Annotated in this window: 17 protein-coding genes and 1 pseudogene; 7 read left to right on the top strand and 11 right to left on the bottom strand. The window is 75.5% G+C overall.

The annotated features are described in order from the left end of the window. Positions 1-2 precede the first annotated feature (2 nt). From T328_RS07265 to T328_RS07255, 3 genes are all read right to left on the bottom strand, one after another. The gene (locus T328_RS07265) at positions 3-1304 is read right to left on the bottom strand and encodes a sugar ABC transporter substrate-binding protein (protein WP_496495056.1); all 1302 of its coding nucleotides are present in this window, start codon (positions 1302-1304) and stop codon (positions 3-5) included. 59 nt (positions 1305-1363) lie between these two features. Further along, positions 1364-2374 (bottom strand): LacI family DNA-binding transcriptional regulator, encoded by a 1011-nt coding sequence (locus tag T328_RS07260; RefSeq protein ID WP_496495055.1) that lies wholly within the window; start codon positions 2372-2374, stop codon positions 1364-1366. Between the two features lie 102 nt (positions 2375-2476). Continuing rightward, positions 2477-3550 carry a M23 family metallopeptidase gene (locus T328_RS07255; protein ID WP_496495369.1) on the bottom strand — a complete coding sequence of 358 codons (1074 nt, stop codon included), beginning with the start codon at positions 3548-3550 and terminating at the stop codon, positions 2477-2479. A gap of 219 nt (positions 3551-3769) precedes the next feature. On the opposite strand from T328_RS07255, the gene T328_RS07250 reads away from it, so the two are divergent. Further along, positions 3770-4234 carry a Dps family protein gene (locus T328_RS07250; protein ID WP_496495054.1) on the top strand — a complete coding sequence of 155 codons (465 nt, stop codon included), beginning with the start codon at positions 3770-3772 and terminating at the stop codon, positions 4232-4234. A gap of 141 nt (positions 4235-4375) precedes the next feature. On the opposite strand, the gene ggt is transcribed toward T328_RS07250, so the two are convergent. Then, on the bottom strand, positions 4376-6181 hold the full coding sequence (gene ggt, locus T328_RS07245) for a gamma-glutamyltransferase (protein WP_496495053.1): 1806 nt from the start codon (positions 6179-6181) through the stop codon (positions 4376-4378). Between the two features lie 144 nt (positions 6182-6325). On the opposite strand from ggt, the gene T328_RS07240 reads away from it, so the two are divergent. The 4 genes from T328_RS07240 (at position 6326) to T328_RS07225 (ending at position 10474) form a co-directional block, all read left to right on the top strand. After that, positions 6326-7495: a threonine synthase gene (locus T328_RS07240; RefSeq protein ID WP_496495052.1), complete on the top strand. Its 1170-nt coding sequence runs from the start codon at positions 6326-6328 to the stop codon at positions 7493-7495. Then, entirely contained in the window at positions 7492-8115 is a 624-nt protein-coding gene (locus T328_RS07235; RefSeq protein WP_496495051.1) for a helix-turn-helix transcriptional regulator, read from the top strand. Before T328_RS07240 ends, T328_RS07235 begins: the two co-directional genes overlap by 4 nt. A 435-nt stretch (positions 8116-8550) precedes the next feature. Beyond that, on the top strand, positions 8551-9618 hold the full coding sequence (locus T328_RS07230; protein WP_496495050.1) for an NUDIX hydrolase: 1068 nt from the start codon (positions 8551-8553) through the stop codon (positions 9616-9618). A 94-nt stretch (positions 9619-9712) separates the two neighbouring features. Continuing rightward, on the top strand, positions 9713-10474 hold the full coding sequence (locus tag T328_RS07225; RefSeq protein WP_496495049.1) for a crotonase/enoyl-CoA hydratase family protein: 762 nt from the start codon (positions 9713-9715) through the stop codon (positions 10472-10474). A gap of 55 nt (positions 10475-10529) precedes the next feature. Here T328_RS07225 and T328_RS07220 read toward each other — a convergent pair whose 3' ends face one another. From T328_RS07220 to T328_RS07205, 4 genes and pseudogenes are all read right to left on the bottom strand, one after another. Next, positions 10530-11579, bottom strand: coding sequence for an acyltransferase domain-containing protein (locus tag T328_RS07220; RefSeq protein ID WP_496495048.1), 1050 nt, complete (start codon positions 11577-11579; stop codon positions 10530-10532). Positions 11580-11591: 12 nt separating this feature from the next. Then, positions 11592-12467, bottom strand: a complete 876-nt coding sequence (locus T328_RS07215; RefSeq protein WP_496495392.1) for a hypothetical protein — start codon at positions 12465-12467, stop codon at positions 11592-11594. A gap of 193 nt (positions 12468-12660) precedes the next feature. Continuing rightward, a pseudogene (locus T328_RS07210) lies at positions 12661-12978 on the bottom strand (protein kinase domain-containing protein); the annotation flags it as partial. Between the two features lie 56 nt (positions 12979-13034). Then, positions 13035-13448 carry a protein kinase domain-containing protein gene (locus T328_RS07205; protein WP_496495047.1) on the bottom strand — a complete coding sequence of 138 codons (414 nt, stop codon included), beginning with the start codon at positions 13446-13448 and terminating at the stop codon, positions 13035-13037. A gap of 256 nt (positions 13449-13704) precedes the next feature. Here T328_RS07205 and T328_RS07200 point away from each other — a divergent pair, with 256 nt between their 5' ends. Beyond that, a complete protein-coding gene (locus T328_RS07200) occupies positions 13705-14802 on the top strand; it encodes a hypothetical protein (RefSeq protein WP_496495046.1) in 1098 nt (365 codons plus the stop codon). Between the two features lie 248 nt (positions 14803-15050). On the opposite strand, the gene T328_RS07195 is transcribed toward T328_RS07200, so the two are convergent. The 3 genes from T328_RS07195 to T328_RS07185 form a co-directional block, all read right to left on the bottom strand. Then, entirely contained in the window at positions 15051-16586 is a 1536-nt protein-coding gene (locus T328_RS07195) for an ATP-dependent DNA ligase (protein ID WP_496495045.1), read from the bottom strand. 129 nt (positions 16587-16715) lie between these two features. After that, positions 16716-18197 (bottom strand): LLM class flavin-dependent oxidoreductase, encoded by a 1482-nt coding sequence (locus T328_RS07190; protein ID WP_496495044.1) that lies wholly within the window; start codon positions 18195-18197, stop codon positions 16716-16718. Then, positions 18190-19050, bottom strand: a complete 861-nt coding sequence (locus T328_RS07185; protein WP_496495043.1) for an LLM class flavin-dependent oxidoreductase — start codon at positions 19048-19050, stop codon at positions 18190-18192. The genes T328_RS07190 and T328_RS07185 overlap by 8 nt, the downstream gene beginning before the upstream one ends. 105 nt (positions 19051-19155) lie before the next feature. Here T328_RS07185 and T328_RS07180 point away from each other — a divergent pair, with 105 nt between their 5' ends. Further along, a complete protein-coding gene (locus T328_RS07180) occupies positions 19156-19647 on the top strand; it encodes a MarR family winged helix-turn-helix transcriptional regulator (protein ID WP_496495042.1) in 492 nt (163 codons plus the stop codon). Positions 19648-19732 lie beyond the last annotated feature (85 nt).

The raw sequence follows: 19732 nt of genomic DNA, 5'->3' as shown, positions 1-19732 counted from the left end.
GCTTAGCCCTTGAGGATGTTCTTGGCCGCGTCGTCGTACGTGGCGAACGCCTCCTCGGCGTCGGCGCCCTCGATCAGCATGCTCTCGTAGAGCGTCTTGTAGATGTCCTCCAGCTCGCCCGCCTTGCCGGTGGTGTAGACGCCGGTGCGGAACTCCTCGGCGTACGGCAGCCCCTCCGTGAAGGGCTTGACGTCCGGGTTCTCCTGGACGACCGATTCCTTCGCCCAGGACTTGCGCGGCATCAGCATGCTGGATTCCTCGGTCGCCGCGGTCTCCGTCTTCAGCGCCGTGATCCGCTTGATGAAGTCCCAGGACAGGTCGGGGCGTTTGGCCTTCGCGGGGATGAACAGGGTGGTGCCGCCGGCGATCGTCGACTGCCGCTCGCCCGTCAGCGCCTGCGCGATCCCGTAGTCCAGGTCGGGGTTGGACTCCTTGATGATCGGGATGTCCCAGGGGCCGGTGAGGATCATGGCGGTGCGCCCGGCGGCGAAGAACTTCGCCGAGCGGGTCACGTCGAGGGCGGTCGTCGGCTTGGGGGAGACCTTGTGCTTGTGCACCAGGTCCCGCTGGAACTGCATCGCCTCCATGGCGGCGGCGCGCGGCTGCAGCAGCTCGCCGCTGTCCGCGTCGTACTCGTGCACGCCGTTCTGCAGCATCCACGGGTAGGAGTAGCTGAGCCCGTCGTTGAGCACGGTGCCGCTGACGTCGCCGGAGGTCAGCTCGCGGGCCGCGGCGAGGAAGTCGTCCCAGGTGGTGGGCGGTTCGATGCCCGCGTCGTCGAGCATCTTGCGGTTGTAGAACAGCAGCGTGCAGGTGTAGTGCATCTGGATGCCGTACACCTGGCCGTCGTGGGTGTTGTCGGCGACGGCGACCTCCAGCCAGTCGTCCGGGAAGCCGATCTTCGTGCCGTCCTTGCCGAGGTACTTCTGCAGTGACAGCGCGTCCCCGCTGAGCGCGAACTCCTGCACCCAGCTCCCCGGCTCCTCCACCACGTCCGGCACGTTCCCGGACTGGAAGTCGGAGACGAGCTTGGTGCGCAGGTCCTCCCACAGGAACTTCTGCAGCTCCACGGTGACCCCGTGGTCCTTCTCGAACTGCGCGACGACGTCCTTGTACGCCTCGTACTCGTGCGCGTTGTTCCAGTAGGCGCGGAACGTGCCGCCCCCGCCGTCGCCGCCGGACTCGGCCTCGGGCGCGCCCGAGCCGCAGGCTGCCAGGGGGAACGCCGCGGCGATACCGCCGGCGACGCCCAGCATCCTGCGCCGGGTCATCCACTGACCGTTGATGGCTGGCCTTGTTGACATGCGGGTGCTCCTCTCGCCGTGCTTTCGGTTGGTCACGCGCTCGTCGATCACGCGCTCGTTCACGTCGACTCCCTGGGTATGAAGGACCAGGGCAGGACGATCTCGCGGGCGGCCGGCGGCTCCGCCGCCGCCAGCCGTTCGAACAGCAGCCGGGCGACGCGGCTGAAGTCGACGTGCCGCTGCCCCACCGTGCTCAGCGCGGGGCGGATCACCGAGCCCTCCTCCAGGTTGCCGACGCCGAGGACCGCCACGTCGTCCGGCACCGTGCGGCCGGTGTCGCGGACGGCCCATATCGCGCTGATGGCCGCCCGGTCGGAGGCCACGAACAGCGCGTCCGGCGGGTCGGACAGGGTCATCAGCGTGGTGGTGGCGCGGTAGCCCTCGACGCGGCTGTCGGCGCCGGCGCGGACGAACCGGTCGTCCGGCTTGAGGCCGTGCCGCCGCAGCGCGTCCCGGTACGCCGTCAGCCGCGCGGAGCGGTCGCCCAGCTCCAGGTCGTGCCGGTGGCCGAGGAACGCGACGCGCCGGCGGCCCGCGGCCAGCAGGTGGTCCAGCGCCTCGCCGCACGCCTCGTACTCAGGGGTGCGGACCGCGTCGAAGCCGTCGGGCGCCACGGAGTTGTCGACGACGACCATCGCCAGCCGCCCGCGGGCCAGCTCGCCGAGGTCGCCGAAGTGCCGCGCGGAGTCGAAGAAGACGGCGCCGTCGGCCAGGCCCTGGCGGAGCAGCCTGGTGGCGTGCGCGGCGTGCGCCGGGGAGTCCACGATGAGCGTGAGGACGCCGTAGCCGTCGTCGTCGGCCGCCGCGTGCAGTTCGCGTACCAGCTGCTCCTGCACGGGGCTGCCCAGCGAGCCGATCACCAGGCAGACCCGCTCGGTGCGGCGCTTGCGCAGTCCGCGCGCGGAGCTGTTCGGCGCGTAGCCGAGGTCCCGGACGGCGGCCAGCACCCGTTCCCGGGTGTCCGCGCCGATCCGGTTGTCCCGCCCGTTGACCACATAGCTCACCGTCGCGACGGACACCCCGGCGAGGGCGGCGACGTCGCGGACCGTGGGACGTGTCTTCTTCGGCATGATGATACGTTTAAGCACCTGGGGCGCGGCACGGTCAAGCGTTCGCACATGAAGTCTCGTGACGAATCGTCAAGTCGCAGGTCAGCGCGGTGCGCGTGTGGGCTAGATGCGCACCCCGTGCGAGCGCAGATAGCGCAACGGGTCGACGTCGGACCCGTAGCCCGGCCCGGTGCGGACCTCGAAGTGCAGATGCGGACCGGTGGAGTTCCCGGTGGATCCGGAGCGGCCGACGCGCTGCCCGGCGTTGACCGGCCGGCCGGCGCTCACGGTGATCGCGGAGAGATGTGCGTACTGGCTGTAGCGGCCGTCGCGGTGCCGGATCACCACCTCGTAGCCGTACGCGCCCGCCCAGCCGGCGCTGACGACCTCGCCGTCGGCGACGGAGCGCACGCCGGTGCCGACGGAGACGGGGAAGTCGACCCCGGTGTGGTAGCCGCTGGACCAGCTGCTGCCGCTGACGCCGTACGCGGTGCCGATGGCGGCGCCGGCGAGCGGCGAGGTGTAGTCGGGGGAGTCCTTGGGCTCGGCCTTCGGCTTCGGCCTGGGCTTCGACTCGGCCTGGGGCGCGGGGGTGCGCTTCTTCGCGGCCGGCTTCGTGCGCTCCGGCGTGGTCTTCTGCGGCTTGGCCTTGCGCTGCTTGGCCTGCTCGGGCTTCGACGTACCCGACGTGGCGTTGCCGTCAGCCGTCGGCTTCGCCTCGTCGGTCCGGGGCCTCTTCGCCCCGGCCGCGGGGGAGTCGCCGCGGGGCCGGGGCGGCGCCGCCGCGCCGCCGCGGAGGGTGAGGCGCTGGCCGGGGAGTATGAGGTCGGGGTCGGGGCCGACGACGCCGCGGTTGCGCTCGTACAGGGCGGGCCAGCCGCCGCGTATGCGGTGCTGACCGGCGATGCCGGAGAGGGTCTCCCCGGCGGCCACCTCGTGGTGCGCGGGCTTCTCGCCGACGGTGCCGGCCCGGCCGCCCTGCGGCGCGGCGGCGCTGCCGCCGGCGGCGGTCTCCGTATCGGCGCGGTCGGATATCGCACCGTCGGACGGCGCCGTCCGGCCCTCCTGCGCCCGGCCCTCGGCCGGGCTGTGTACGGAGTCCGCGGGCGCGCCCGCGGCCGGCGTGGCGGCGCCGGCGACCAGGGGCAGCGCGAGACCCGCGCCGCTCGCGGTGACGGTGAGGGAGGCCCGCGACACCGGGCCGGGGCGGTAGCGGCGGTGCCGTCCGCGCCCTGTGCGCTCTGACATGGCTGAGTCACTTTCCGTGCGCCGAGACCTGAGCGAACGATAGAAGTGCGCATGCCGATGGACAAGAGGGCGTACCCCGCGCCCCGAACGGCGTAGCCCGACAAGATATTAGACAAAGTCTAAGGTAGGATGGGATCCATAAAGTACGGAGCAAGGAGGCGCCCACACATGACCACGATCCTCGACAAGAAGGCCCTGGACGTCACCGGCGAGGCGCTGCAGGGCGCGCTGGTCGATCTGCTGGATCTGTCCCTGCAGGCCAAGCAGGCGCACTGGAACCTGACCGGGCCCCTCTTCCGCGAGCTGCACCTGCAGCTCGACGAGGTGGTCGAGCTGTCCCGGGGGCACGCCGACACCGTCGCCGAGCGGGCCGCGGCCCTGGGTGTGAGCCCGGACGGCCGGGCGAAGACCATCGCCACGGGCAGCCCGCTGCCCGACATCGGCCCGGGGAAGATCTCCGACCAGAAGGTGATCGACGACGTCACCGACATCCTGGAGAAGGTGTCCGCGCGCATGCGGCAGCGGGTGACGGACACCGACGACACCGACCTGGTCACCCAGGACCTGTTCATCACCGCGACGCAGGACCTGGAGAAGCAGGCCTGGTTCTTCCGCTCGCACCGCATCAGCTGACGCGGATCCCTCCCGGCCCGCCCGCGCTGTCCGCGCGGGCGGGCCGGTGGGACGTCAGGCCGGGTTCTCCGCGTGGCTCAGCGTCTGCCAGGCCACGAACGGGTTGTTCGCCCCGGCGGGCTGCCGGATCCGGTCCCTGATTCAGCCCTGCCCGGCCGGCCGCACCACCGCCGCCGCGCCCCCGCCGCGGCGCTCCGGCTCCGCCGCCGCGACCCAGCGTCCGTCGGGCAGCCGCTCCACGCCGGTCGCCGCGCCGATCTCGCCGCCGTCGACGAAGTCGTGCCCCAGCGCCGTGAGTTCCGCGCTCTCCGGCAGGTCGAGGAACGCCGGCTCCGCCGACGTCGAGGCGGTGTTGCGCTGGCTCGCCCGCGGCGCCGCGATGGCCTCCGGCAGGCTCAGCCCGCGGTCCAGGCGCCCGGTCAGCACCTGCAGCACGGTGGTGATGATGGTCGAGCCGCCCGGCGAGCCCGTCGCCAGCAGCGGCTCGCCGTCGTCGAGGACGATCGTCGGCGACATCGAGGACCGGGGCCGCTTGCCCGGCCCCGGCAGGTTCGGGTCGGGCACGCCGGGCACGGACGGGGTGAAGGAGAAGTCCGTCAGCTCGTTGTTGAGCAGGAAGCCGCGGCCGGGCACGGTGATGCCGCTGCCGCCGGTCTGCTCGATCGAGAGGGTGTACGCGACGACGTTCCCCCACTTGTCGGCGGTCGTCAGGTGCGTGGTGCTCGGCCCCTCGTACGACGTCCCCTCCGGCACGCGCTCCGCCTCGCAGCCGGCGTCCGGGTGGCGCGGGTCGCCCGGGGCGAGCGGGCTGGTGAGCACCGCGTCGGGGGAGATGAGGCAGGCGCGGGAGTCCGCGTACGACTGGGAGAGCAGCTCCCGCGTCGGCACCTTCGAGAAGCGCGGGTCGCCCACCCAGCGACCGCGGTCGGCGAAGGAGACGCGGGACGCCTCCAGGAAGCGGTGGAGGTACTGAGCCTGGGACAGCTCGCCGAGGTCGGTGCCCTCCAGGATGTTCAGCGCCTCGCCGACGGTGGTGCCGCCGGACGACGACGGCGCCATGCCGTAGACGTCGAGCCCGCGGTAGCCGACGTGGGTCGGCTGCTGCGGCGCGACGCGGTACGCGCGCAGGTCGGCAGGGCGCAGGTCGCCGGCGCGTACGACCCGGTCGGCGGCCGGGTCGACGGGCGGGCGGCGCACGGTCTCCGACACGGCCGCGCCCAGGTCGCCGCGGTACATCGCCCGGACGCCGTCGTCGGCCAGCTGCGCGTAGGTGCCGGCCAGGTCGGGGTTGCGGAGCGTGCTGCCCACCTCGGGCAGCTCGCCGCCCGGCAGGAACAGCTCCCGGGTGGCGGGGAAGTCGCGGAAGCGCGCCTCGTTGGCCGCGGTCTGCGCGCGGAACGTCTCGTCGACCGTGAAGCCCTCCGCCGCCAGCCGCGTCGCCGGCGCCAGCGTCTCGCCGAGCGAGGAGGTGCCCCACTCCCGCAGCGCCTGCTCCCAGGTCGCGGGCGTGCCGGGCACGCCGACGGACAGGCCGCTGGTCACCGCCTGGTCGAACGGGACGGCCTCGCCGTCCTCGACGAAGAGGTCTTCGTCCGCGGTGCGCGGGGCGGTCTCGCGGCCGTCGAGGGTGGCGACCCGGCCGCTCTCCGCGTCGTAGTACACGAAGTAGCCGCCGCCCCCGATGCCCGACGAGTACGGCTCGGTGACGCCGAGCGCCGCGGCCGTGGCGACCGCGGCGTCGACCGCGTTGCCGCCGTCGCGCAGCACCTCGATGCCGGCGGCGGTGGCGTCGGGGTCGACGCTGGCCACGGCGCCGCCGTAGCCGGTCGCCACCGGCGACTTCGGCGGCGCGGGGACGTCCGGCCGGGCGGCCGTCGGCGGTGCGGCGGCCACGGCGGTGGCGAGGACCGCGGCGAGGGCGAGGGGAACGGTGGGGCTGGGCCGCACAGGTGCCTCCCGGACGGATGGGCGTCACGACCCGGCCCATTGTCGTGACCGCGGCGGGTGCCGTCACCGGGGCGTGCCGGTCCTTCCCGGATCGGCCGGCCCGGCGGACGGACGCCTTAGACGGATCGTCTAGAGTTGGACACTATGACTCATCTGGTAGACGAGCGAACCGGCCGTACGTACCCCTGCGACCCCCTCCGCTGGCGAGCCGACGACGGCACCCCGCTGCAGGTCGCCGGCGTGCCCGGGATCGGCAGGGACGACATCGAGACCGGCGAGCGATCCCTGTGGCGCTACCGCGCCGCCCTGCCCTTCGGTATCGACGCGCCCGTCTCCCTCGGCGAGGGCCGCACCCCCCTGCTCGCCCGCAGCTGGAACGGCACGGACGTGCTCTTCAAGCCGGAGTGGTTCGGCCCCACGGGCAGCTTCAAGGACCGCGGCGCCACCGTGATGATCTCCGCACTCGCCCACCACGGCGTTCGCGAGGTCATCGAGGACAGCTCCGGCAACGGCGGCGCCGCCGTCTCCGCCTACTGCGCCGCCGCCGGCATCCGGGCCCGCATCCTCGCCCCCGAGGGCACCTCCCCGGCGAAGGTGCTGCAGGCCCGCGCGTACGGCGCCGAGGTCGAGCTGGTGCCCGGCGGCCGGGACGCCACCGCCGCGGAGGCCGTGCGCCGGTCCGCCGACGTCCCGTACGCCGGACACAACTGGCACCCGCTCTTCCTCCAGGGCACCAAGACCCTCGCCTACGAACTGTGGGAGGACCTCGGCTTCGCCGCGCCCGACTGCGTCGTCACCGTCGCCGGCGCCGGCAGCACCGTCCTCGGCCTCGACGCCGGCTTCGGCGAACTCCTCGCCGCCGGCCAGATCCGCCGCCGCCCCCGGATCCTCGCCGCCCAGCCCGCCAACTGCGCCCCGGTCCACGCGAGCTTCCGGGCCGGCGCCGACGGGCCCGTACCCACCGACTTCGCGCCCACCATCGCCGAGGGCACCGCCATCCGCGAGCCCGTCCGGCTGCCGGAGGTGCTGCGCGCCGTGCGCCGCTCCGGCGGCGACATGGCGGCGATCGGCGAGGACGGCATCCGCGCCGCCGTCGCCGGCCTCGCCGCCCTCGGGCTCTACGCCGAGCCGACCAGCGCCACCGCCGCCGCGGCCGTCGACGTCTTCCGCGCCCGCGGCGCCGTCCGGCCCGGAGAGACCACGGCCGTGCTGCTCACCGGCACCGGGCTGAAGGCGGCGCCGGTGCTGGCCGAGGTGTTCGGGGGCGGGGCGTTCGAGGGCGGGGCGGCCGAGGGCTTCGGAGGCGGGGCATGAGCGCCGAGGACGAACTGCTGCTGCGCGAGGCCGAGAAGATCGTCACCGCCCTCGGCCGGATGTTCCCCGGCGTCTGCGAGGTCGTCCTGCACGACCTGCGCGACCCGCGGCACGCGGTCCGTACGATCGAGAACCCCCTCTCCGGCCGCGCCCCCGGCGACCCCGCCACCGAACTGGGCCTCGCCCGCATCGAGGACCCGGACTACCCCGAGGTCATCCAGAACTACCCGAACCGCTTCCCCGACGGCCGCCCCGCGAAGAGCACGTCGATCGGCATCCGGAACTCGGCCGGCGCATACGTCGCCGCCCTCTGCCTCAACCTCGACGTCTCCGTCCTCGACCGCGCCGCCCGCACCCTCCAGACGCTGACCGCTGTCGACGACCCCGGACTGCCGCTGACCGAGACCCTGCGGGCGCGTACAGCCGGCGAACTGCGCGCGGCGGTGGAGGAGTTCGCCGCCGTGCGCGGGCAGACGCCGCGGGCGCTGGGCTCCGCCGACCGCCGCGAGCTGGTCCGCGACCTGCGCGACCGCGGCCTGCTAGAGGTCAAGAACGCGGTCCGGCTGGTCACCGAACTGCTGGGCGTGTCGCGCGCGACGGTCTACAACTACCTGCGGTGAAGCGGGCCCGCACGGCGGGCCGCGCCCCGCCGCGGGCCGAACGGGGCCCGGCGGCGGCCCCCGTTCGGCCCCGCTCTGGACGCGGTACGGACAGCGGGCGTTCGAGGCTGACGGTGGCGGACCGCCGCGCTGGACCTGCACGCCCGCCACCGGCTCGGCGAGCGGGTGCCCGCATCGCTGTGCGGGGGCCGCGTGGAGCGCACCACGGGCCCGGACCCGGAGGTGGCGCCGCACCACCACCGCGACCGGCCCGGGACCGGCCTGCCGTAGACCACGAAGCCGGTGACGCGCCAGCGGCCCGCGGGCACGGACGATCTGTTCGTCGCCTGGGAGACACTGACCCACGCGGCCGGCCCCGGCTGACGCCGCCTGTCCAGGGTCGCCCGCCTTCCGCCGCCGCCGTTCCGCCGCCCGCCCCGATCCGAGGAGCCGCCCATGCTCACGACCGCCGGCACCACCGCAGAACAGGACAGCCCGCCCCCGCACGGCGACGCGGCGCACGGGCCCGCGGTGACCGCGACCGCGGTGGTGCAGGACCCCGCCGGCCGGGTGCTCGTCCTGCTGCCCGCCGAGCCGGGCGCGGACCCGGCCACGCCCCTCCTGCCCGGCGCCGCCGTCTCCGGCCGCGAGACCCCGGAGGAGGCGCTGACCCGTGTGCTGCGCGCCGTGCTCGACGCCGACCTGCCCGCCGGCCGGCTCCTCGCCGTGGACTCCGTCCCGCCCGCCGCCGGCGCCCCCTCCGGCCTCGTACACCTCTACGCCGCCACCGCGCCGTCCGCCGTCCGGAGTGCCGCGACCGCCGGCGCCGGCGCCCCGGGCGACGGCAGGGCCGTCCGCTGGCTGGACCGCGACGCCGCCCTCGCCGCCCTGCCCACGCCCGCGGCACGCCGGCTGCGCGCGGCGCTCGACGCCTGGGACACCGGCGCCGTCGCCCACCTCGTCGGCGGCGAGCCGCAGCCCGGTTCGTCGGCCGCGCTCCCCGCGGGGCGCCGCGCCGAGTTGGAGCACGCCGCCGCGCTGGACCCCTCCTCGTACCTCGCCGTGCGCCCGCGCGTGCTCGTCGGCGCCGGCGCGCTCGTGCGCGACGGCTCCGGCCGGGTGCTGGTCGTACGCGCCGGATACCGCGACGACGGCCGCTGGCAGCTGCCGGGCGGCGGCGTGGACAGCGACCTGGGCGAGACCCCGCGGCCGGCGGCCCGGCGGGAGTTGCGCGAGGAGACCGGGCTCGACCGGCCGCTCGGCCGGCTGCTCGCCGTCGACTTCGCCGTGCGCCGGCCGGTGCCCGCGCTCGTGCTGTACCTCTACGACGGCGGGGTGCTGGGCACCGCCGACCTCGCCGGCGTCCGCGTCGACGGCACCGAGATCGTCGACTGGCGGCTGGCCGGCCCCGACGAACTCGACGGCCTGCTCTCGCCCCGCGGCGCCGCCCTCGCCCGCGCCGGCCTCAGCGCGCTCGCGGAGGGCGCGGGACCGCTCGACCTCGTCGCGGGCCGGCCGGCCTGAGCGGCGGCGCCGGTCCGTACCGTACGGGCCGGGCGCACGGCGGCGCGTCAACGGCCCGTACCAGGGCGGCGCTACGCGCTGGTAACGTCCGGTCATGAGCGGACACGTACGCACCGAGCGCACCGGCCCCGTGACCACCGTCGTCCTCGCCTGCCCCGAGGTCCGCAACGCCGTCGACGGCCCCACCGCCGCCGGACTCGCCGCCGCCTTCCGGGCCTTCGAGGCCGACCCCGACGCCCGCGTGGCCGTGCTGTGGGGCGAGGGCGGCACGTTCTGCGCGGGCGCCGACCTCAAGGCGATCGGGACCCCCGGCGGCAACCGCGTCGCGCCCGACGGCGACGGCCCGATGGGCCCCACCCGGATGCGTCTGACCAAGCCCGTCATCGCCGCCGTCAGCGGCCACGCCGTCGCCGGCGGGCTGGAGCTGGCGCTCTGGTGCGACCTGCGGGTCGCCGACGAGGACGCGGTCTTCGGCGTCTTCTGCCGCCGCTGGGGCGTGCCGCTGATCGACGGCGGCACCGTCCGGCTGCCCCGCCTGATCGGCACCGGCCGCGCCCTCGACCTCATCCTCACCGGCCGCCCCGTCCCGGCCCGCGAGGCGTACGGGATGGGCCTCGCCGACCGCCTCGTGCCGCCCGGCCGGGCGCGCGCCTCGGCGGAAGAACTGGCCGCGGACATCGCCCGTTTCCCGCAGACCTGCCTGCGCGCCGACCGCGCCTCGGTGCTGGAGCAGCACGGCCTGCCGGAGGCGGAGGCGATGGCGGCCGAACTGCGGCGCGGCTCCGCGGCGCTGGAAGAGGCGCGGGCCGGCGCCGGGCGCTTCGCCGCGGGGGAGGGGCGGCACGGGGCGTTCTGACGCGCGGCCGTGGCGCTGCGCCGTGCGGCTGTGCCGTCGGCTGCTGTGGGGCTGCTCAGCCGGGGACCGGGAGCGTGAACGACCCGCGCGGCGCGCCCCAGTGCCGGCCCGCGGCGAGGTGCGACACGACCGCCCGCTCCAGCGTCGTACGCACCGGCAGCGCGGCGACGTCCGCGGGCGTACGCACCACCCGCCGGAACACGAACTCCACGATGCCGCGGTCGGGCGTCGCCAGCCCGTGCTCGTCCGGCTCCGGCACGTGCTCCGCCTCTCCCGGATCGAGCGTGAACCGGCGCTGGAAGCGCATGATGTTGCTCCCGTCCGGCAGGTACTCGCCGAGCTGCGGGTCCAGCAGCCACGACGCGCAGTTCACCCGCAGCTCGCCGCCCGCCGCGGCGGCGCCGAGGAACGCCCGGAAGCGGTGCGGGAAGAACTCCGCGGCCCGCGCGTACGACTCCTCGCACTCCCGCGGGGTCAGCGGGCCGGCCTCCGGGATGTGCACCTCCAGCCCGCGGCCGGCGTCCGGATCCCGGTCGAGGTTGAACTGCAGCCGGCCGAGCCGGTACAGGATGCCGCCGTACGGCAGCGTCATCCACCGCTGGTTGGTCATGCCGCCGGCGCCGTGCAGGCGGCGGTGGACGCCCACCTTGTTGCCCAGGTCGGCGAGCGTCGCCCAGGACACGTCGTCCGGCACGTCGAGGCGCGCGTGGTACGCCCGTACCGCCGGCACGGCGGCGAGGAACACCGCGGCGTGGAACCAGCGCCCCGGCGCGCCCAGCGCCGTCGGCAGCGTCGGCCCGCTCCCCGGGCCGCCCCGGTCGTCGCCGACCGACCCCAGGTCGGCGGTCAGCGCGGCGACGGCACGGTCCAGCAGCCACCCGTACGGCGAGCCGTCCGCGGTCAGCTCCGCCAGCGCGGCGGCCAGCTCGCCGTCCTCACGCTCCGGGACGCCGACGGCGCGCAGCAGCGCGGTCAGCTCCGCGCCCCGGGGCGCGGCGGCGGGCGGCGGCGCGGGGTGGGCGGCTTCGAGGGCGTCGGTCCACGGGGCGTACGTGGCGTCGAGGCCGAGCCACTCACGGACGGCGGCGGCGTTCAGGTCGGTCACGCGACGATCATCTCAGCAGACCGGCAGGCCGGGCACGGGGGCGTCGTTGGCGCCCCCCTTGATGTAGACGACGCTGACCCAGACGTCGACGTTGCCGTTGTCGTCGTCCGTCCTGCCCCACCACACGTTCGTCCACTCGCCGGACGTCTCGCGGTAGGACGTCTTCTGCTGGCAGTAGAAGTAGTTGGTGCCGGCGTAGAGCGTGCCGACCTGCCGGTGCGCCGAGTCGTACGACGAGGCGGTGCGCCACACCTGGCAGTTGTACTTCCCGCCGCCGATCGGCGTGCACGACGGCGCGGGGTCCGTGCCGCCGCCGGTGCCGCCGCCGTCCGACGTGCTCCCGCCGTCGTCACCGGCGCCGCTCCCGCCGGTGCTGCTGCCGCCGCTGCCGCTGTCGCCGCCGTCGCCGTCCGAGCCGGAGCCGTCTTCCTCGCCGGCCTCGTCCGTATCGCCGCCGGCGCCGCCCGCCGCAGCGCCCTCCTCCTCCGCGGGGGAGGCGCCGCCGTCCGGTGACGGCTCGTGCTCCGCGTCCTGGTCCCCTTGGTCCTTCTCGGCCGTGCCGTCCCCGTCGTCCTGCTTCTTGCCCTCGGCCTTCCCGGGCGACGGCGGTGCGGACTCCGCGGCCGGATCCTCCGTCTCCTCGCTCGCGGTGGTCTTCCCGTCGTCGCCCCCCGCGAGGGCGAACGTCACGCCGCCGCCGACGAGCAGCACCGCCACCGCCGTCGCGGCGACCGGGATCCACCGGCGCCCCGACCGCCGCCGCCGCGGCGCCGTCTGCTCGGCGGTGCGCGACTCCGCGTCGGGTGCACCGAGCTGCGGCGGACCGAACTGCCCCTGCGGGGCGGGGTGGCCCGGGCGTCGCCCCGGGCCCTTCCGGCCCGTACGCACCGGGCGTGCCGGGCGTGCCGGGCGTGCCGGGCGGCGGCGCGGCCGGGGCCCGGCTCAGCCGCATCGTGTCCGGCCCCCGCGCCGCCGCCGGCCCCGCCGTCACGGCGATCGGCTCCAGCAGGGCGCGGGCCCGTTCGACGTCGGCTCGCCCGGCCGGGTCCTTGGCCATCAGCTCCCGCAGCACGGGCGCGAGCGGTCCGGCCCGGTGCGGCTCCGGCAGCGGGTCCACGATGATCGCGGTGATCGTCGACCACGTCGACGTACGGCGGAACGGCGAGACGCCCTCCACCGCCGCGTACAGCGTCGCGCCCAGCGACCACAGGTCGGACGGCGGACCGGGCTGCTCGCCGCGCGCCCGCTCCGGCGCCAGGTAGTCGAGGGAGCCGACCAGCTCGCCGCTGCGCGTCAGATGCGTGCTGTTGCCGTCGGCCGGCTCCTCCATGGCGGCGATGCCGAAGTCGGTGAGTACGATCCGCCCGCCGCGCTCCAGCAGGATGTTGCCCGGCTTCACGTCCCGGTGCAGCACCCCCGCGCGGTGCGCGGCGTCGTGGGGGTACCCCCACGCCCTCAGGGCGTAGGGGGAGCGTCGACCACCTTCAGCCCGATCTGCGCGGCCTCGGCGGGCGTGACCCCGCCGCGCTCGCGCAGCACGTCGTCCAACGACGGCCCGTCGACCAGCTCCATCACGATGACGGGCCGGCCCTCGTGCTCCGTCACGTCGTGCACGGCGACGACGCCCGGATGCCGGACGCGCGCCGCGGCGCGCGCCTCCCGCTCCGTACGCAGTCGCATCTCGGCCAGGTCGCGCGCGTCCGCATCGCTGAACGCGCGCAGCTCCTTGACCGCGACCTCGCGCCCCAGCCGCTCGTCGACGGCCCGCCAGACGGTGCCCATGCCGCCGCGTCCGAGCTGCGCCAGTACCCGGTAGCGTCCGGCGAGCAGCCGCCCGGGCCCTTCCGCCCCGTTGTCCCCCAGTTGCATGCCCTGCCTGCCCCGTATCACGTGTCCGGAAGCGGCAGCTTACGTCTCATGGGGCGGGCGGGACGGGTGACTGGTCAGTAGTGCACCAAGACGTGATCAGCCGGCGGTGACCTGGGCCCCGTCGGCGGATTCGCCGGGTGCGGCGCCGCGGGGCGGGCCGCAGCTTGTTTGCGTTCTGGTGCAATCCCCGCCGCCGGCGCGCCGCGCGGGGCGATCCTGCCGTGACCGATCGGAACGCCGGAACACAGGGGGACAGATGAACTCGTGGCAGTACCGAACTCTCCTGGGCGTCGCCGCACTGGCGGCGCCCTTCGTCCTCGCCTCTCCGTCCCCCGCCTCGGGGTCCGCGGACGGCAGCGGCGCGGGCACGGGCACGCGGGGCGCCGCGGAGGCGGTGCCGAACAACGACCCGTCGTTCCTCCAGGTCTACGACGCCAACGTGGAGAACCTGCCGACCACGACGGAGTCCTGCCCCGGCGACTGGCACGACCTCATGTACTACATGCGCCTTCAGCAGTACCGGCCGGACATCTATCTGGTGCAGCAGATCAGCAACCGCGAGCAGCTCGACCTGCTGCTGCAGCGGATGGAGGAGCACTTCGGCGAGACTTACGCCGGTGTCCTCGCGGAGAACGAGCCCGCCGAGTACGACAACGGCTGCTCCGGGAAGGTGCGGCAGACCAACGGCGTCATCTGGCGCACCGACCGGCTGTCGCTGAAGCTGTCCGCCTCCCCGGACAACCGGTGGCAGGCGCAGCGCGAGTACCCGGCCGGCTCCGAGACCTGCGTGAACAACGACCAGCCGCGGACCAAGGGCGTCAAGGCCCTGCTGGCGGACGAGCTCTCCGGCAAGACGGTCACCGCGGCGTCCTTCCACTGGCCGACGCAGGAGCACGGCGGCACGTACTGCAACGTCTCCAACGCCGGTGAGCTGAGCAACGAGCTGACCGAGGACGGCTACGGCGTCGCGGACGTCTTCGTCGCCGGCGGTGACACCAACCACTCCGCCAGCGGCACCAACGGCCAGGACAACTGGACCACCTGGTACCGGGCGACCAACGGCGACATCGGTGGCGCGCACCGCTTCCGCGACGCCGTCTACGCCGGCTGCGCCGACGCGGGCGGCTCGATCCCGGACTGCCTGGCCGACAAGTGGACGCTGCACACGACCGGTCCGCGCCGCGTCGACTTCCTCCTCGCCCGCAACCCGGCCGGCGCGCCGCCGCGGACGAGCCACCCGGTCGTCCCGACCTTCGACGAGGGCGACGCGGCGGACCTGGAGCTGACCGGGAACGACGACCGGGACATGGACTACTCCGACCACCGGTCGGTGGGGGCGCGCATCTACTACTGACCCGCTACAGGCCCGCGGTCTGCCCCGGGCAGGGGACACGCGCCGGCGCGCTGCTGAGGAGCCGGCGCGCGTGGCCGGGGCGGCCGGAGCCGGGACGACCCGGCTCCGGCAGGGGACCGGGGTCGGCGGCTCGCACGGGGCCGCTGGCCCCGGTCCCGTACACCCGCCGACTCCGACGGGGCGCCCGCCCCGCGCCCCATCCGGCGCGGGGCGGGCGACGGGGGTTGACGGGCCGACGCCGGACGGCGTCAGCGCAGCAGCTCCAGGACCGCCGCCACCGTGTCGGCCTCCGCGGCCGTCTTGTCCTCGCGGTAGCGCAGCACGCGCGCGAACCGCAGCGTGACCCCCTCCGGATAGCGCGGCGAGCGCTGCACCCCGTCGAACGCGATCTCGACCACCAGCTCCGGCCGCACCACCACCCCCCAGTCCTGCTGCGCCACCGCCAGCTCCTGCAGCCGCTCCGTCTGCCACACCAGCAGCGCGTCCGTCATCCCCTTGAACGTCTTGCCGAGCATCGCGAACGAGCCGTCGTCCCGGCGGGCTCCGAGGTGCAGGTTCGACAGCGTGCCCGTACGCCGCCCGTGGCCCCACTCCGCCGCCAGCACCACCAGGTCCAGCGTGTGCACCGGCTTGACCTTCAGCCAGGCCGCGCCGCGGCGGCCCGCGCTGTACTCCGAGTCCAGGGCCTTGGCGACGACGCCCTCGTGGCCGCGTGCCAGCGTCGCCGCGGTGAACTCCCGTGCCGCCGCCCGCTGCCCGGGGTCCTCCGGGTCGGCGACCTCGATCCGGCGCACCCGGCGCGGCGCGGGGGTGATCCGGGCCAGCGCGGCGTGGCGCTCGCGCACCGGCGCGGTCAGCAGGTCGCGGCCGTCGACGGCGAGCAGGTCGAAGAAGACCGGGTACACCGGCAGGGTCTCGCGCGCGCCCGCCACGTCGACCCGCGAACCCACGCGGCCGGCGACCTCCTGGAAGGGACGCGGGCTCCCGTCCTCGCCGAGGGCGATCACCTCGCCGTCGAGCACGGCCGTCGCCGCGCCCAGCTCGCGGGCGGCGGCGACGACCTCGGGGAGCCGGCCGGTGATCTCGTCGAGCGTGCGGGTGTAGATCCGTACGTCGTCGCCGTCCCGGTGCACCTGCACCCGGATGCCGTCGAGCTTCTCCTCCACCGCGCTCGGCCCGAGCCGGCCGATCGCCTCGTCCACGTCCTTCGCGGACTGCGCCAGCATCGGCTGTACGGGACTGCCGACCGACAGCCGGAAGTCCGCCAGCGCGTCCGGACCGCGGGCGAGCACCGCCTCGGCGACCGTCCCCACCGAGCCGGCGAGCATCACCGCGCGCCGCACGCCGGCCGGCTCGGTGCCCACCGCGGCCGCCAGGCCCTCGGCCGCGAGTGCGTCGAGCGCGCCCTGCCGCAGCTCGCCGCCGATCAGCCCGGCGAGGAAGCGCTGCTCCTCCATCGTGGCGGCGCCCAGCAGCCTGTGCAGCAGCCGGCGGCGCTCGGCCTGCGCGCCCTTGCCGGCGACGGCGGCGATGGCGTCGAACGTCTCGTGCACCTCGCGCACGGTCAGCCGCGGCTGCCGGACGGGCGCCGGCGCGTCCTTCAGCGCCGTCCAGCCCACGCCGGTCCTGCGCTGCGGCAGCCGTCCCGCGAGATACGTGACCACGAGCGGCGCCTCGGCGGGCTCTGCCTCCCGGAACAACGCGGCGAGCAGCGCGGTCTTCTCCGAGCGGGCCCGGGTGGCGGCGATCTCCCGCGAGGTACGGGCGAGGTCGGCGAACAGCATGTCCCCATCGTCGCCCACGCCACCGACATCCGCCCCGCGGCGACCGGCGACGGGTGGCCGGCGACCTCCGACGGGTGGCCGGCGACCGGCGACCGGTGGCCCCGCCCACCGCTGTCCTCGCCGCCGGGGTCAGCCGCCGCCCGCGAACCTCGCCAGCGGCGCGACCAGCTCGTGCTCCTCGTACGACAGGTGCGACAGCAGCGCCTCGGTGAGCAGGTCGACCGCGGCCCGCAGCTCCGCGTTCCCCTCCGGCCCCGCGACGAAGGCGACCAGCGCGCGGTCGACACGCTCCAGCACGTCGTGGATGACCAGGTGCTCCTCCGACAGCCGGTCGAGCACGGGCGCGAGCCGCGGGTCGAACCGCCGCAGCTGGGGGAACAGCTGCTGGTCCTCGAGGGTGTGGTGGAGGGTGACGACCCGGCAGTACGCGGCGCAGTGGGCGCCGAGGGACCAGCTGTTCTGCCGCAGCGTCATCGTCGCGATGTGCGAGCGGGCGGCGGCGGCCGTGAGCGCGCCGCCGGCGACCTGGACGACCAGCTCGCGCAGCTGCTCCAGCTCCCCGCGCAGGTGGTCGTGGACCTCGACGAGGTGGTGGCCGGCGGAGACGTCCTCGCCGGGGCGGGCGGTGTGCGCCTCGGGCACGGTGGGACGGGTGCTCTCGTTCCAGAGCGCCGCTCTCGAAGCGGGGCGCCGCTCGCGGCCGGTCGTACGCGACGCACCCCCGCCGCCCCCCGGCCGCTCCGGCACCCGGTCGTCACCACGTTCCGCGGCGACCGACTCCCGTACCGCCGGCGCCACCTCCGCCGCGAAGCGCTCGACCGCGGCGGGGGAGTCGACGGCCAGCAGGAAGCCGCTGACGCCGTGGACGAGCGCCAGTTCGGCCAGCCGCTCCGCCTGCTCGGCGGGACCGCGGCCGGGGAGCCCGGCGAGGTTGTACAGCCGGCGCACCGCCGCCGGCCCCCGCCCCGCCGCGAGCGCGGCCTCGTCGATCAGCTTCATCCCCGCCGCCAGCGACTCCGGCTGCACCCGCGCCGCGCTGGCCAGCCAGCCGTCCGCGACCGCGCCGGTCAGCCGCAGCATCCGGGGCCCGTTCGCGCCGATCCAGATGCCCATGTCGTGCGCCGGGTACGGGCCCGGGGCCGCCCCGCGCAGCGCGTAGTGCCCGCCCTCCACGTGCACGTCCGGCCCCGGCGTCCAGCGGGCCCGGATGATCCGTATCGCCTCCGCCAGCGCCTCGACGGCCTCGCCCGGCGTGCGGCGCGGGCCGCCCGCGGCTTTGATCTCGTCCGGATAGCCGCCGGCGCCGAGACCCAGCTCGACCCGGCCGCCGCTCAGCCGGTCCAGGCTCGCCGCGGCCCCGGCGAGGACCGCGGGCTGGCGCAGCGGCAGCGCGACGACGTCGGGCAGGACCCGTATCCGCGTGGTCCCCGCGGCGACCGCCGCCAGCAGCGTCCACGCCTCCAGCAGCGCCGGTCGCGGATGGTCGGGTACGGCGAGCAGGTCGAGCCCCGCGTCGTCGGCCGCCCGCGCCAGCCCCAGCGTCTCCCGCGGCCGGTCGGCGTACGGGGTGATCAGGGCGCCGAACAGCAGGTCGTGTCCGTAGTCAGGCACTGCGGCTCCGCTCCTTGGCGACGAATTCGCGTACGGCCGGGGCGACCTCGCCGGTGAAGCGTTCGACCTGCCGCGGGTCGCCGGTCATCAGGAGGAATGTGCCGGTGCCGGACGAGAGCGCGAACTCCGCGAGCTGCTCCGACGGGTGCTCCTCCACGAGGTTGAGCAGCCGCCGCACGTCCCCGGGCGCGCGCCCGGCCTCCGCCGCCGCCTCGTCGATGACGGCGTTGCCCGCGGCGAGCGCGGCGGGGCCGTCGAGGGACGGCAGGGACGGCAGCCATCCGTCGGCGGCCCGGCCGACGAGGCGGAGCATCTTGGGCTTGTACGCGCCGAGCCAGATCTCCATGTCGTGCGCCGGCCGCGGCCCGCGCTTGGCGCCCCGCACCTGGTAGTGCCGCCCGTCGAAGCGGATCCCGCCGCGGGCGTCGGTGTCCCACGTCTCGCGGATGATCCGGATCCCCTCGTCCAGCGCCTCGACGGCCTCACCCGGCGTGCGCCGCGGCCCGCCGAGCGCCGCGATGGCGTCCCAGAACCCGCCGGCGCCGAGCGCCAGCTCGAACCGGCCGCCGCTGAGGATGTCCAGGCTCGCCGCGCTACGCGCCAGCAGGGCCGGCGGGCGCAGCGGGATCGGGTGGACGTTGCCGGACAGGGCGATCGAGTCGGTGCGGGCGGCGACGTAGGAGAGCAGTGTCCAGGTGTCGAGGAACGCCGGCTGGTACGGGTGGTCCTGGAAGGTGAGCAGGTCGGCACCGGCGCGCTCGGAGAGCTGCGCGAGCGCGACGACCGCCTCCGGCTCCTGGCTGGTGGGAATGAGGTTGATGCCGAAGCGGAGATCGTGGCCGTAGTCGGACATGGCGGCTTCCTCAGCGGGAGAAATTGGTTCGTGCTACGAACCAGATTATTTCGTGCCACGAACTAGTGTCAAACTGGACCCGAGTCCCGGGAGGTGGTGGTGGCCATGGGGCGCACGGACCCGGTGGCGCAGGTCGATGTCGACGCCGGCGCGGCCGGGCTGGCGAGCGCGCTGGTGCGGCTGACGCACGTGGTGCAGCACGTCTTCGCCGAGGTCGGGCGCGAGCACGGCCTCACGCCGCAGCAGATCCAGCTGCTGTGCGCGCTCAGTGGCGGCCCGGTGGGGATGAGCGAGCTGAGCCGCTGGCTGCACCTGGGCAAGTCGGGGCTGACCGGGCTGGTGGACCGGGTCGAGCGGCGCGGGCTGGTGGCCCGTACACCGGACGCCGACGACGGCCGCGCGTGCCGTATCGCGCTGAGTGCGGCGGGGGAGGGGTTTGCGACCCGTACGCACGCCGAGGTGACGGCCCGGGTCGCGGCCATGGCCGCGGGACTGGACGCCGGCGAGCGTGCCACACTGACGGACGCGGTGACGCGCCTCCTCGACGCGGCCTCCTGCCCGTCCCCGTCGCCGGAGGCGTGGCCTGAGCGGGCCTGAGCGGGCCTGAGCGGGCCTGAGCCCGGCCCGTGCGGGCGCCGGTGCCCGGCCCGCGCCGCCGTCCCGGCGCCCTCGTCAAGCGGTG

Source organism: Streptomyces sp. CNX435 (assembly GCF_059570575.1).
The sequence above is the reverse complement of the archived record's forward strand: the minus strand, read 5'-3'. Positions and strand labels throughout refer to the sequence as shown.

Bases quoted from the DNA above. Each gene is read 5' to 3' on its own strand.
- T328_RS07265 (WP_496495056.1), bottom strand. From the start codon at position 1,304: ATGTCAACAAGGCCAGCCATCAACGGTCAGTGGATGACCCGGCGCAGG.
- T328_RS07260 (WP_496495055.1), bottom strand. From the start codon at position 2,374: ATGCCGAAGAAGACACGTCCCACGGTCCGCGACGTCGCCGCCCTCGCC.
- T328_RS07250 (WP_496495054.1), top strand. From the start codon at position 3,770: ATGACCACGATCCTCGACAAGAAGGCCCTGGACGTCACCGGCGAGGCG.
- T328_RS07240 (WP_496495052.1), top strand. From the start codon at position 6,326: ATGACTCATCTGGTAGACGAGCGAACCGGCCGTACGTACCCCTGCGAC.
- T328_RS07235 (WP_496495051.1), top strand. From the start codon at position 7,492: ATGAGCGCCGAGGACGAACTGCTGCTGCGCGAGGCCGAGAAGATCGTC.
- T328_RS07230 (WP_496495050.1), top strand. From the start codon at position 8,551: ATGCTCACGACCGCCGGCACCACCGCAGAACAGGACAGCCCGCCCCCG.
- T328_RS07225 (WP_496495049.1), top strand. From the start codon at position 9,713: ATGAGCGGACACGTACGCACCGAGCGCACCGGCCCCGTGACCACCGTC.
- T328_RS07205 (WP_496495047.1), bottom strand. From the start codon at position 13,448: ATGCAACTGGGGGACAACGGGGCGGAAGGGCCCGGGCGGCTGCTCGCC.
- T328_RS07200 (WP_496495046.1), top strand. From the start codon at position 13,705: ATGAACTCGTGGCAGTACCGAACTCTCCTGGGCGTCGCCGCACTGGCG.
- T328_RS07195 (WP_496495045.1), bottom strand. From the start codon at position 16,586: ATGCTGTTCGCCGACCTCGCCCGTACCTCGCGGGAGATCGCCGCCACC.
- T328_RS07185 (WP_496495043.1), bottom strand. From the start codon at position 19,050: ATGTCCGACTACGGCCACGATCTCCGCTTCGGCATCAACCTCATTCCC.
- T328_RS07180 (WP_496495042.1), top strand. From the start codon at position 19,156: ATGGGGCGCACGGACCCGGTGGCGCAGGTCGATGTCGACGCCGGCGCG.